8 protein-coding genes and 2 pseudogenes are annotated in these 13149 nt (G+C 62.3%); 6 read left to right on the forward strand and 4 right to left on the reverse strand.

The window, feature by feature from the left end:
- The first annotated feature begins 25 nt into the window (after positions 1 to 25).
- Positions 26 to 1096 (forward strand): HlyD family secretion protein, encoded by a 1071-nt coding sequence (locus tag N7E02_RS01705; protein WP_286578355.1) that lies wholly within the window; start codon positions 26 to 28, stop codon positions 1094 to 1096.
- Between the two features lie 93 nt (positions 1097 to 1189).
- Here the strand turns inward: N7E02_RS01705 and N7E02_RS01710 are convergent.
- Both N7E02_RS01710 and N7E02_RS01715 read right to left on the reverse strand, forming a co-directional pair.
- Positions 1190 to 2289 (reverse strand): annotated as a pseudogene (locus N7E02_RS01710) (glycoside hydrolase family 25 protein).
- 201 nt (positions 2290 to 2490) lie between these two features.
- Positions 2491 to 2718, reverse strand: a complete 228-nt coding sequence (locus N7E02_RS01715; RefSeq protein ID WP_286578356.1) for a hypothetical protein — start codon at positions 2716 to 2718, stop codon at positions 2491 to 2493.
- A gap of 452 nt (positions 2719 to 3170) precedes the next feature.
- Between N7E02_RS01715 and N7E02_RS01720 the strand changes: the two genes are divergently transcribed.
- The gene (locus N7E02_RS01720; protein ID WP_286578357.1) at positions 3171 to 4607 is read left to right on the forward strand and encodes a sensor domain-containing diguanylate cyclase; all 1437 of its coding nucleotides are present in this window, start codon (positions 3171 to 3173) and stop codon (positions 4605 to 4607) included.
- 9 nt (positions 4608 to 4616) lie between these two features.
- Here the strand turns inward: N7E02_RS01720 and N7E02_RS01725 are convergent, their stop codons facing one another.
- Both N7E02_RS01725 and N7E02_RS01730 read right to left on the reverse strand, forming a co-directional pair.
- A complete protein-coding gene (locus tag N7E02_RS01725) occupies positions 4617 to 6914 on the reverse strand; it encodes a heavy metal translocating P-type ATPase (protein WP_286578358.1) in 2298 nt (765 codons plus the stop codon).
- A gap of 86 nt (positions 6915 to 7000) precedes the next feature.
- A pseudogene (locus N7E02_RS01730) lies at positions 7001 to 8877 on the reverse strand (adenine deaminase).
- A 236-nt stretch (positions 8878 to 9113) separates the two neighbouring features.
- Between N7E02_RS01730 and N7E02_RS01735 the strand changes: the two are divergent.
- From N7E02_RS01735 to N7E02_RS01750, 4 genes are all read left to right on the forward strand, one after another.
- A complete protein-coding gene (locus tag N7E02_RS01735) occupies positions 9114 to 10112 on the forward strand; it encodes a polyamine ABC transporter substrate-binding protein (protein WP_374730618.1) in 999 nt (332 codons plus the stop codon).
- Between the two features lie 185 nt (positions 10113 to 10297).
- A complete protein-coding gene (locus tag N7E02_RS01740) occupies positions 10298 to 11122 on the forward strand; it encodes an ABC transporter permease (RefSeq protein ID WP_286578360.1) in 825 nt (274 codons plus the stop codon).
- Positions 11123 to 11139: 17 nt separating this feature from the next.
- On the forward strand, positions 11140 to 11928 hold the full coding sequence (locus tag N7E02_RS01745) for an ABC transporter permease (protein ID WP_286578361.1): 789 nt from the start codon (positions 11140 to 11142) through the stop codon (positions 11926 to 11928).
- Positions 11929 to 11944: 16 nt separating this feature from the next.
- A complete protein-coding gene (locus tag N7E02_RS01750) occupies positions 11945 to 13003 on the forward strand; it encodes an ABC transporter ATP-binding protein (protein ID WP_286578362.1) in 1059 nt (352 codons plus the stop codon).
- The last annotated feature ends 146 nt before the right edge of the window (positions 13004 to 13149 follow it).

A 13149-nucleotide genomic window follows, 5' to 3' on the forward strand; every position in this document is an offset into this window, starting at 1 on the left:
GCATCAAGAAGAAAAAGCCAAGATCATGACCTCCGTATTTCGATCTATCGCAACCTATATCGCGGCCGCCATCGGCATCGCCGGTGTGCTTGTCGTGCTTTATGCCTGGAACCTGCCGCCCTTCAAGGGATCGGTGGAAATGACCACCGACGCCTACGTGCGAGGCCAAGTGACGCTGCTCAGCCCGCAGCTTGCCGGCTATCTCGTCGAGGTGCCGGTTCAGGATTACCAGCTCGTCAAGAAGGGCGACCTGATCGCCAAGATCGACGACCGCATCTATGCCCAGAAGGTCGAGCAAGCCAAGGCGAGCCTCGAATCCGCCGAGGCCGCGCTCGCCAATTCCGAACAGAGCCGCAAGTCGGCGGAAGCGAAAATCGTCTCCGCCAAGGCCGCCGTCGAAAGCGCCAACGCCGCCTTCAATGCGGCAAAGACCGCCTATGAACGGACGCAGTCGCTTTTGAAGAGCAATGTCTCGACCCAGAGCGACTTCGAAAAGGCGCAGGCGACCTATGACCAGGCTCAGGCTTCTGTCCATCAGGCCCAGGCTTCCGAGCTTGTCGCCGAGCAGGATCTGAACACGATCGTGGTCAACCGCCGCTCGCTGGAGGCGACCGTCGAGGGTGCCAAGGCGTCGGTCGAGCTTGCACAGATTGATCTGCAGAACACCCGCATTACCGCCCCGCAGGACGGCCGGCTCGGCGAAGTCACGGGACGCCTCGGCCAATATCTCTCGATCGGCACGCAGATAGCCTCTCTGGTTCCGAACCATGTCTGGGTGGTCGCAAACTACAAGGAAACCCAGCTTGAAGGGATGAAGCCCGGCCAGGTCGTGACCTTCACCGTCGACGCGCTTGGCCACCAGTCCTTCAACGGCCGCATCGAACGCTTCGCGCCCGCTACCGGCTCGGAATTCTCGGTCATCAAGTCCGACAATGCCACCGGCAATTTCACCAAGATCGCTCAGCGAATTCCGGTCCGGATCGCTATAGAGCCAAATCAGCCACTGGCAGACAATCTCGTCCCGGGGATGTCTGTCGTTGCCCGCGTCGACCTCGCGCAGCAACAGGATGACGCAGCCCTAGCGCAGGCGAATTGACAGCCATCAAATCGTCTGACGAACCACATCCGGATGGAATACGCCCCGCACAGGCCCCGGCCCGTGCGGGGCGTCCTCATTTCAGGAAGAGCCTTATCGAGAAGCGATCGCGCTCCCGGAACTGGTCGTGCGTGCGACCCAGTCATGCCAGCCGCTCTCGCTGCCGTTGAAGACGTTGAGATCGATCTTGCCGTTGACGCCCTGGGAAAGGCCGGAACCCGAATACTGCCAGAACAGCCATTTGCGATCCGGATAGATCTTCGAAGGGTGGGCGGCGACCGAACGTAGCCAGAAGGGATAGTCACGGAACTGACCGCGCAGGTGATCCTTGTAGAAGTCCGGTGCGGTATAGATCACCGGACGCTGGCCGTAATGGCGCTCAAGCTTGTCCATGAAGACCTGCATCTTTTCCAGCACGCGGGCGGTCGAAAGACGCATCTTGCAATCGGATTGATGGTTGTATTCGACATCGATCACCGGCGGCAGGGCGTCAGGGTCGCGCGGCACGTTACGGATGAACCAGTCGGCCTGCTCTCCGGCGGTACGGCACCAGTAGAAGAAATGGTAGGCACCGCGTCGGATCCCCGCCTGCTTGGCGCCGCGCCAGTTCGTCTTGAACATCGGATCCAGATGATCGCCGCCGTCGGTCGCTTTGATATAGGCGAAATTGGCGCCATGGCTGCGCAGAGTTGACCAGTCGATATTGGCCTGCCAGCGCGAGACATCTACGCCGTGCACGCCGAAATGCCGGGGGCGACCTTGCCGAAATTCATCGGCTTCACATCGCGGAAGCGCTGGCCGTAGACCTTCAGTCGCTGATAGCCGCCCGAGCCCGTGGACGGGTTTAGTGCAGGCCGAAGCGCTGCAACCGGCCGTTCGGCGGGCATAGGCATGCCGACACTGGTCGCCATACCATCGAATGCGTGGGTTTCCGTCGACTGACCGTTCCAGGCGAGTTCATGCGGATCGTTGACAGCTGCTGGCGGGGTGATCGCGGCCACCGGGGTCGGATCGACATTCGGGATGCTGGCAGTCGGCATTGCAGAGGGCATGGTCGGTTGCGACTGGGCAAGGCGTGCCGTCTTCACGGAAGCGGGCGGGACGGTCAACGCGGTCTCGGCGCTACCGGAGGTACAGCCGGACAGGGCAATGCAGGCGATGACAATGGCCGACGTGGCAGCAGAAAGACGCATGAGAACCCGTACGCAATACACCGTCCGCTGGCCCAACTTGATTTTTGGACCCATCGCGGGATTTCACTAACGGGACGTTACCGGAAAATCCTAAATGCAATCTTTACGAGTCGTTTATGGTCCGAAATGGACGTCAGGGCGGCAAAACGCCCCCGGTTCGGCAGTCCGGGGGCGCATGGTCGGCGTCTTTGGTATGGGGCGTCAGTGGGCCGTATGGCTGCCACCACCCTTCGTCCTTGCGTCATGTGTGTGATGACGGTCCCGCTCACCGCCTCCGCCGGATACGCGGCTCTTTGTGCGCACATCACTATCGGCTTCCGGTTTCTTCACTTCCAGCGGGACGCCCGTTTTCGCATTGGGCGCTTTTTCATGCGATGAACCCGGTCCGCCCTGGCGGATACTTGCGGGGGTCTTGGTCGAAGTCGACATGACAAACCTCCTTATCGATCCTGCTGGTGGCCCTGATGGGTGGTATTGATCCTGCTATTGCCCTGTTGGCCCTGCTTGCCGGGATCGTTGGCGGCATGCATCGCTGGCCGCCGGGCATCGGCATGATCATGCTCACCCGAGCCTTTGTGGCTGAGGTTTTCGGAAGGTGTTGGGGAAGTCTGCTACTCATCGGGGTCCTCCTTGTTTTGGGTTTCCCACTATTCCAACCCATGGACCCGTCGAGAGTTCCGAAAATAGGCTCCCGGCTTTTCCACCGTGCCATCCCGGATCAAGGTCGATCCCAAGGATTCGGCGTGACGATCAGACCTGGATGGTCATTCTGCATTTACCTAATGCCTTACATAAGACGTCGGTGATAACCTCATCGTAAGAACTCGGGCGAATAGTGCGCGCAATTAATGAGTTCCTGTTTCAAGGTCAGCCGGTCGGCGATGCGCTTCATTCATTTCAGACTTGTCGGCCCTGCCGTCATTGCCCTGGCGTTCCTCATCGCCGGCATGGCGACCATCCCCTATTATGCGGTCGCGCGAATGGACATTGCCTTGCGCGACAGGCAGGAGACGCTCGTCCAGCGCAATATCGCGCTGTGGATCACCGATATCGAGTTCTCGCTCACCGCGTGGACCATATGGGACGAGTCGATCGCCAAGATCGATAATGTCTTCGACTTCGACTGGACAGATCGCAATATCGGCGCCTCGCTGATCGGCACCTCTCGCACCCGCTTCGTCGCTGTAGTCGACAAGGCCGATAAGCTTGTCTACCAGCGCACCGACGACAGCGTCAGAGGCCGGGCATTTTTCGAGAGGGGCGCAGATTCCATCATCGCCGACGCCTCGGGGCTGGTGGCAGATATACGCTCGCGGGAATTGGGGCGCGTCGTCAATGGCATTCCCAAGCCGCTGACAGTCAGCCGGATAGAGGTTTTCGGCGACGATGCGGTGCTGATGACCGCATCCCTGTTCCAGCCGGACTTCGGCACCGTCAAGACCAAGGGCGAACGCGCGCCGATCCTGATCACCGCCATGCCGATCAGCGGCAGCCTGCAAGACTTCTTCGGCACCCGTTTTCTGCTCGACGACGCCCGTCTCAGCCCCCTGTCGCAGGTGGCGCCGGAACGGGCGCGGGTCAAGATCGCGATCGATGCCGCCGGCGACATCAAGGTCCTGTCCTGGTTGCCGCCGACACCGGCAGCCGACATTCTGCGCCAGTCGCTGCCCCTCATCGTTACCGTAGGCGCAGTGCTGCTGGCAGCCGGCCTCTGGACCCTTAGCGTATCCCGTCGCGCCGCGCGCGTGTTGGTTTCCCGCGAGAGACAGATGCGCCATGCGGCGACCCATGATTTCCTCACCGGCCTCGCCAATCGCTCGCTTCTGCAACCAACCTTCACGCGGCTTGCCAAAACGGGATCGCTTGCCGTCGTCTGTCTCGATCTCGACGGCTTCAAGGCGGTCAACGATACCCATGGTCATGCCATAGGCGACGAACTGCTGAAAGTGATCGCCTCGCGGCTCCAGATCGGCACGCGCGACATCGACCGCCTCTTCCGCCTCGGCGGCGACGAATTCGCCATCCTTATGCCCGGCATGACAACCGAACAGGCGGACAAGGCTTGCCGCGATCTTTCGAAATCCCTCTCGCAGGCAATAGCACTGTCGAGATGCGAAGTGACAATTGCCGCCTCCTTCGGCGTCAAGTTTGTCAGCGGCAGGGAAACCAGCTGCGACGCAGCCATCGTTGCGGCTGACGCCGCTCTCTATCACGCCAAATCCTTCGGCCACGGCAGCGTCGTCGTCGCGGACGGGATGCGCAATCCTCCTGTAGCGGTCAGGCCCCGGCCGAAGCCGGTCATCGCCGCCAGCGCTTGAAGCCTCGATCTATCTTCGCAGCAACCTCAGCGCATTGATCGTCACCAGCACGGTGGCGCCGGTATCGGCGAGGATGGCGGGCCAGAGGCCCGTGACGCCGATGATCGTCGTCACCAGGAACACCGCCTTCAGCCCCAGAGCGATGGTGATGTTCTGCCAGATATTGCGCATCGTCCGCTTCGACAGATCAATCATGGCGGCGATATCCGATACACGCCCGTGCAGCACGGCCGCATCCGCCGTCTCCAGCGCAACATCGGTGCCGCCACCCATGGCGATGCCGATATCGGCGGCGGCCAGCGCCGGGGCATCGTTGATACCGTCACCCACCTTGCCGACGACGAACCCCTCGCGCTGCAGCTCGCCGACGATCCTCTGCTTGTCCTCAGGCATCAACTCTGCACGCACCTCGATGCCGAGATCCCTGCCGATCGCTGCGGCCGTGCGGGCATTGTCGCCCGTCAGCATCACCGTCTTCACCCCGGCATCGGCAAGCGCCTTGAGCCCTGCCTTGGCGTCGGCGCGCGGTTCGTCGCGCATGGCGATCGCACCGGCCAGAACCTTGCCGACGACCAGCACCGAGACGGTCTTGCCCTCATCGTTCAGACCGGTGATACGGCGCACATGGGCCATTGGCAGCGACACACGCTCGGCCGCGGCCTTCGACGAGCCGAGAAAGACCTCCTCTCCCTCGACGATCGCTGTCACGCCCTTGCCACCCAAGGCCTTCGCGTCGCTCGAAGCCGGGATATCCAATTCGTATTCGGCTGCCTTGGCCAGGATCGCGTGCGCCAGCGGATGGCTCGACCCCGTCTCCAGTGCGGCGGCAATCCGCAGCACGTCGTCGGCGTTGCGGCCGAAGGCGATCACGTCGGTCACCTGCGGCTTGCCTGACGTCAGCGTGCCTGTCTTGTCGAGCGCCACCGCCGTCAGCCGGCCGAGATTTTCCAGGACGGCACCACCCTTGAGCAGCAGACCGCGACGCGCCCCGGAGGACAGGGATGCAGCGATTGCCGCCGGTGTCGAGATGACCAGCGCGCAGGGGCAGCCGATCAAGAGAATGGCGAGGCCCTTGTAGACCCATTCGCCCCATTCCGCTCCCGCCAGCAGCGGCGGCAGGATCGCAACCAGCGCGGCAACCAAGACCACGCCCGGCGTATAATAGCGGGAGAAACGGTCGATGAAGCGTTCGGTCGGCGCCTTTTTCTCCTGCGCCTCCTCCACCAACCGCACGACGCGGGCGATCGTATTGTCCTCGGCCGCAGCCGTGACTCGCACGCGAAGGGCGGCGTCGCCGTTGATCGTGCCGGCAAAGACCTCCTCGCCTTCGCCCTTGGAAACCGGCGTGCTCTCGCCTGTTACCGGCGCTTCGTCGATCGCGCTCTCACCGGCGGTGATGGTCCCATCGGCGGAAATCCTGTCACCCGGCCGCACCAGAATTACTGACCCGACGGCAAGGCTTTCGGCCGACACTTCGCGCGTCTTGCCGTTTTCCTCGACAAGCGCCGTCTTCGGCACGAGTGCCGTCAGGCTCCGGATGCTGGAGCGCGCCTTGCCGGCGGCAACCCCTTCCAGAAGTTCACCGACGAGGAACAGGAAGACCACCGCTGCCGCTTCCTCGGACGCGTTGATGATCACAGCTCCGACAGCCGCAATCGTCATCAGCATCTCGATCGAGAAAGGCGTGCCGGCGAATGCGGCAATGATCGCCCGGCGCGCGATCGGCACGAGGCCGATCAGCATCGCCGCGGTGAAGATGTAGGTCTCATAGGCTGGGATGAGATGCCCGAGGCCGTAAGCTACGGCCAGCGCCAGCCCGACCAAGATGGTCAACCGCCCCTTCTTCGATGCCCACCATGGGCCATCCATCGGGCCGTGATCATGCCCGTGCAGGCCTTCGATCTCGTTTTCCGCGGGTGTGGAATAATCATGCCCACCACTGTGATGAGCATGGTCATGCCCGCCGCCGTGGGAGTGATTGCAGTCTGGACCGTGTTCGTGCGGCTTGCCGATCTCCCCTGCTTCAAGGGAGGTGTCCAGCTGAGCCGAAGGGGATAGGACGGCCGCGCCCCGCCCTTTCTTACCGAGTGCCCGCAGCGGATAGCCGAGGCCGGAGACTTTCTTCTCCATCGCGGCAAGATCAACGCGGTCGTCATGGCTGACCGTCATCGTACCGGCGGCGACCGAGACGGAAACGTCCGCCACGCCGGGCATGCGCCGTACGGCCGTGTCGATCTTGGTCGCGCAGCTGGCGCAATCCATGCCGCCGACCTTGTAGCGCGCCTGATGGGTGGTTCCGTCTGCCATGTCACTCTCCGCCTATTGCATCGAGTGACCCTTCTAGGACCTCTAGTCACTAGAGGTGCAAGCGCCTTTCGTAAAAAGATTGGCCGCTACCAGACCACGGGGTGGGTTGCGCCGGTCAGGACGTTGACGAAACCTTCCGGCGCGCGCTCGGACGGTGCGACGAGAACCCAGCGCCAGGGCGAGCAGGTCAGGGTCGCGAATGAAAGCCGCTCCGGAAAACCCGGCCACCAGCGCGGCGAAAACGTCGGCTCGTACATCCAGTCGATGGTCTCACCCGCCTTGTAGAGCGCCAGCATCTCGGCATCGAGCGCCTCGGCGCTCCTTGCCGTCATCAGCCCGCCCACTTCATAATGGACGCGGGCAATCACCTTGCCACCGGAAACCAGGACCCAGCCGCCCTGCTGCGCCTTCAATTCGTTGGCCACCATCGCCATGGCTTCGTCGGAGGACCCGACAACCCAGATATTGTGCTTGTCGTGACCGAGCGTTGAGCCGAGCGCCGTGTCCGGCGTGCGCGGTCCGGTGCCGAGCCAGAACATTTTCGACACCTTCGCCTCACCGGAAAACCGGTCGACGATCGAGAATTTGGTGACGTTACGGTCATGATCGCGCTGGGCCACGCCATCAACCACGGGCAATTCCATGGTGATAAAGTCATCCGACCAGTGGAAGGGCGCAGCAGCGCCGCCTGGACAGTTTCACGGCCCTCCGGCGCAGCAATGCGGAAATCCTCCGCCGTGACTTCGCGCTCTATCGTCACCGTCCTGGTCGCCCAGTCCGGCCAGTCGATCTTCGGCAGAGACCCGATGAATGCCTTCCCTTCCGAAGCAGGTTTCCCGTCCGCCCACACCTTGGCGATCGACAGTTTCTGCACGTCGTCGAGAAGAACGATGTCGGCGAACCGGCCGGGCGCGATCGAACCGACCCAGGGCGTCAGGCGCATATGCCGTGCCGGATTGATGGTGACGCACTGGATAGCGATTTCCGGCGAAAGCCCATTCTCGATCGCAAGCCGCACATTGTAATCAGTGGCGCCCATCTTCAGCGTGTCGGAAGCGCTGCGGTCGTCGGTGACGAAGGCGATCTGCGACCAGTCGGAAAGCCCCTTATCGATCAGCCCGCCGATGACTTCTGGCAGCGAATGAGGCCGGAGTTCGATGAATAGGCCGTGTCGCAGCTTGTCCCATACTTCCTCCAGGAACCACCCCTCGTGATCGGAGGCGAGACCGGCTGCGGCAAAGGCATTGATCGAGGCGAGATCGCGCAGGCCCGCGCCATGGCCTTCCACAACGCCGCGGCTCTCGAACGTCGCGCCGATCATGCCCCACAGCCGATCATAGGACGGGTTGGAAGGGTCGGTGATGGAAGGCCAGTCCATGACCTCGTCCAGCCCCGCCACCATCAGGCTTTCATTCAGGAACCGCTTCTGGTCGTCATAGCCAAAATGCCCGCCGCCCCATTCATAAGCGGTCGGCGGCACGGCCGAGCCCGGCAGCGGAAAGATCTTCATAGGCGAACCGGCACGCCGCGCCGTCAGCCAGAACTCGAGGTTTTTCGCGCCGTTGACGTTGGAGAACTCATGGCTTGCCTCGCAAACCCAGGTCACGCCATGGGGCATGACGAGCGCCGCTTCGTATTCCGGCGTCAGATGCGAGCTCTCGATATGCTTGTGCGCCTCGCCGAAGCCCGGCACTGCCCAGAGATCGGGTTCATGCATGCGCTCGGCGACCTCGCCCGTATAGGAGCCTGCCGGACCGACATAGGCGATGCGCCGCCCCTTGATGACGATTTCCTGGTCGTCGAGCCATGTGCGGCTGTGCACGTCGAGCAGCTTGCCTACTCTCAGCAGAGTGTCCGCAGGCCGTTTGCCGAGCGCGGTCAGCACTAGGTCCTGCCGGATTACCACTTCGTCGGCGGCGTTGATCAGCAGATCGTCGGGAAGTGTGGGTGCAGCATGGGTCATGAAGGGCCTCTTGATTTCGGCCGGAACCTAGTCTCGCCGACTGACGGTGTAAACCGCGCTGCCCTTGCCCGCTGCCGCCAAAACCGTGGACTGCTCAGTAAACAGGCTTGCAGGCAAGCGGCACAAAAAATAGAATTGCCCCCAAAAGTCCGGGGTGATCCCGGTCAACCGGTTTCCCGAAAGGTCTTCGTCTCGTGAACGTTTCCCGTCTTCTCCGCGTCTCGGCACTCGCCGTCATCGCCTCGCTCGCCGGCACAGTCTCCGCAAGCGCTCAGTCGAAGACCCTCACCATTTCGTGGTGGGGCTATAACGGCGAGAAGATGAACGCCAACATCATCGAGCCGTTCAAGAAGATTTGCGGATGCGACATCGTCTTCGAAACCGGCAACAATGCCGACCGCCTGAACAAGCTGCGCCTGCGTGACGGCAAGGGCGTCGACGTCATCTATCTCTCCGACAGCTTCTCCCAGCTCGGCATCGAGCAGGGGCAGTTCATGGAAATCGACCCAGCCAAGATCCCGAACCTGTCGGAAATCTATGAGCTCGGCCGCCAGCCGCAGGGTAAGTACGGCCCGGCCTACACGATCGGCCGCGTCGGCATCGTCTATGACGCAGCCAAGGTCGATCCGGCCATCACCTCCTGGAACGATCTGTGGCGCGCCGATCTCGAAAAGTCGATCTCCCTGCCGGGCATCACCACCACGGCCGGCCCGATGGTCGTGATGCAGGCCGGCAAGCACGCGCAGTCGGACGCATTCGAGGATAGCGAAGGCGCCTTCTCGGCGATCGAGGAACTGAAGCCGAATGTGGTGAAGAACTACAATACCGGCTCCGAGCTGGTGAACCTCATCTCCACCGGCGAAGTCCGCGTCGCCATCGCCCAGGATTTCACGCTCGCCTCCATGCAGGCCGCCGTGCCGACCATGACCTGGGCGAAGCTTACCGACGGCGATATCGCAACGCTCAACACGGTCAATATCCCCAAGGGGTCGGAAAACGTCGAGCTCGCCTACCAGTTCATCAACTTCGTGCTGTCGAAAGAAGTCCAGCAGAAGGAAGCCGAGCAGGGCGTCGACGCACCGATCAACACCAAGGTCGAGCTGACACCGGAACAGGCCAAGACCTGGACCTACGGCGCCGAACAGGTCGGTGCCCTGACGCTCATCGACTATGCCAAGCTGAACGAGGCCAAGACCGACTGGATCGACCAGTGGAACGAGCTGTTCGCGCAGTGAGCGAACCGTCGGCGTGAGCTTTAAAAGACAGCGCCCCCTCACCCGGCCTCCGCTTCGCTCGGCCACCCTCTCCCCGCTGGGGAGAGGAAGCAGGCCAGCGGGGCGGCACATTCCTTCTCCCTCTCGGGGAGAAGGTGCCCAAAGGGCGGATGAGGGGGAAACGCACTGAATGAGATAACTATCCCATGAACAAATTTGCCAAATGGGGCCTGACAATGCCCGCGACGATCCTCGTCGTGGCACTGCTTGTCGTCCCGGTCCTCGCCACCATCGCCACGACATTCGGCGAGCCGAAGGGCGGCTTCTCGACCTATACCGCCTTCTTCAACAGCGGCTTCCGTACCAATATCCTCTACCGTACGCTCCGCATCGCGCTGATCACCACGGCGATCTCGCTCGTCATCGGCTTCCTCACCGCCTATGTGATCGCCCAGATGCCCGGCCGGCTGAAATCCATCGCCATCATCGCCGCCGTCTTCCCGCTGCTCACCGGCGTCGTGGTGCGCTCCTTCGCCTGGCTGATCATTCTCGGCAAGAACGGGATCATCAATGATACTCTGATGTCGCTCGGCATCATCTCCGAGCCGCTGTCGATGCTCTATACCGAAGGCTCGGTCATCGTCGCGATGGTCTATCTCTTCGTGCCGCTGATGATCCTGACTTTGACCGGCGTTCTCGAAGGCATTCCGCGCGATGTCGTGGAAGCCTCCGCCTCGCTTGGCGCAAAGCCGATCGCCACCTTCCTTCAGGTCCTCCTGCCGCTGGCGGTGCCCGGCCTCATCGTCGGCGCGGTGCTGGTCTTCACCGGCAGCTTCACCTCCTACGCGACGCCACAGCTTCTCGGCGGCGAGCAGATGATGATGATGGGCACGCTTCTCTACCAGCGCGCCATGGTCACCTTCGACTGGGTCGGCGCCTCCACCATCGCGGCGATCATGGTGGTCATCACCATCGTGGTCGTTTCGATCATGAGCCGCATGGCGCGGCGTCTCAACCCAATGGCCGTGTAATGGGGGCGGTGTAAGTCATGGTAGCCCGTATCCACCCGCTCCTCGGCGCCTTCGCCATCCTCGTCTTCCTGTTCCTGCTCGCGCCCCTTGTTATTATCGTCGGTGCGTCGCTCAGCGACACGACCTACCTGACCTTCCCACCGCAGGGCCTGACGTTGCGCTGGTTCGCCAACATTTTCGAGATTTCGGCCTTCCGCAACACCGCGATCACCAGTTTCCAGGTGGCGATATTAGGCACCGCGCTCTCACTCCTGATTGGCATCCCGGCGGCCTATGCGCTCAACCGCTACCGGGTCGGCTTGCCGAAATGGCTCGGCACGCTCTTCGTCCTCCCCATCCTGGTGCCGGAGATCGTCTTCGGCTTCTCGCTGCTTAAGTCGATTACGATCGGGCTCGGCCTGCCGATCTACCCGAGCCTGATCATCGGCCATGCGCTGCTGGTCCTGCCCTATTCGGTACGCGTCGTCGGTGCCTCGCTCGCCTCATTCGATTTTTCCGTAGAGGAAGCCGCCATCAGCCTCGGTTGCCCGCCGCTGAAGACCTTCATGACGGTCGTCCTGCCGAATATCCGCGCTGGCGTCATCGCCGCCTTCATCCTGGCCTTCATCACCTCGATCAACGACGTGTCGATCTCGGTCTTCCTGACAGGCCCCGGCATTTCCACCCTGCCGATCCAAATCTTGGCCCATATGGAACAGTTCTTCGACCCGACCATCGCTTCCGTTTCCGTGCTCCTGATGCTCGTCACCGTCGGCGTCATGGCCATCGTCGAGGCGACCCTCGGCCTCACCTTCCTGACCAAATAAGATAAGAAGACCAGCCTTGACCGTATCGCTGACCATCGAAAACCTTTCCGCTCATTACGGCCAGACCCAGGTGCTCAAAGACCTGTCGATCTCGGTTGCCGCCGGTGAACTTGTGTCGTTGCTCGGGTCCTCCGGCTGCGGCAAGACGACGACGCTCAGGATCGTTGCCGGCTTCCTGCAACCGACCTCCGGCCATGTCCGCCTTGGCGATCGTGACCTCACCACGCTGCCAGCTCATGCGCGCGATATCGGCCTCGTCTTCCAGAACTACGCGCTCTTCCCGCATCTGACGGTACAGGACAATGTCGCCTTCGGCCTGAAACAACGCGGCGTCTCCGCTGCCGACCGTGCCAAGCGCGCGACAGCCATGCTGGAACGCGTCGGCCTTTCCAACCTTGCCGACCGCCTGCCCGCCGCGCTTTCGGGCGGCCAGAAGCAGCGTGTGGCGCTTGCCCGCGCCCTCGTCATCGAACCGCCGCTCCTGATGTTCGACGAGCCGCTCTCCAACCTCGATGCGAAACTGCGCGTCGACATGCGCGTCGAGATCCGCCAGCTGCAGAAGGCGAACGGCACGACCTCGCTCTATGTCACCCATGACCAGGAAGAGGCATTCTCGATCTCCGACCGCGTCGCGATCATGAATGCCGGCCGCATCATGCAGCTCGACACGCCGGAAGTGCTCTATCAGAAGCCCGCCAACGCATTCGTCGCCCGTTTCGTCGGCTTCGAGAACCTGATCCCGATGAAGGTCGTTTCCCGCGACGGCGCGATCGTCACGGCAGAGGCCGCAGGCGGCGCGCAGCTGCATCTGTTGCAGGACGTCTTCGGCCCGATCAAGGACGATTTCGTCCTCGCGACCCGTCCCGACGGCCTCGTCGTGCGCCGCGATGGCGAAGGCGTGCCCGCCACGCTCGGCACCCGCACCTATCTCGGCCGCGCCTATCAGTACAAATGCGGGACGGCGGCCGGCGAAATCACCGCCAATGGTGCACTGTCCGAACCGTTCGAGCCCGGCGACAAGGCCGTTCTCGTTCCCATGCCGGAACAGTGCTGCATTCTCGATTCCGAGATCTGAGCCGCGGTCCCACGCAAACTACCGTAACAAACAGGAAATCCGCACGCGACAAATGGAGGCGAAAAACGTCTCCATCGCGACACGGTGCGCTTGTCCCTGCAGGCACATCGGGCCGCGATCCTCTAAAACCTGACGAACCACGAGGA

This window comes from Terrirhizobium terrae, assembly GCF_030323265.1.
Lineage (GTDB): Bacteria > Pseudomonadota > Alphaproteobacteria > Rhizobiales > Rhizobiaceae > Neorhizobium.

What these genes read in the sequence shown, in the direction of transcription:
- N7E02_RS01720 (WP_286578357.1), top strand. Translation starts at nt 3,171, where the DNA reads ATGCGCTTCATTCATTTCAGACTTGTCGGCCCTGCCGTCATTGCCCTG.
- N7E02_RS01715 (WP_286578356.1), bottom strand. Translation starts at nt 2,718, where the DNA reads ATGTCGACTTCGACCAAGACCCCCGCAAGTATCCGCCAGGGCGGACCG.
- N7E02_RS01725 (WP_286578358.1), bottom strand. Translation starts at nt 6,914, where the DNA reads ATGGCAGACGGAACCACCCATCAGGCGCGCTACAAGGTCGGCGGCATG.
- N7E02_RS01740 (WP_286578360.1), top strand. Translation starts at nt 10,298, where the DNA reads ATGAACAAATTTGCCAAATGGGGCCTGACAATGCCCGCGACGATCCTC.
- N7E02_RS01745 (WP_286578361.1), top strand. Translation starts at nt 11,140, where the DNA reads ATGGTAGCCCGTATCCACCCGCTCCTCGGCGCCTTCGCCATCCTCGTC.
- N7E02_RS01705 (WP_286578355.1), top strand. Translation starts at nt 26, where the DNA reads ATGACCTCCGTATTTCGATCTATCGCAACCTATATCGCGGCCGCCATC.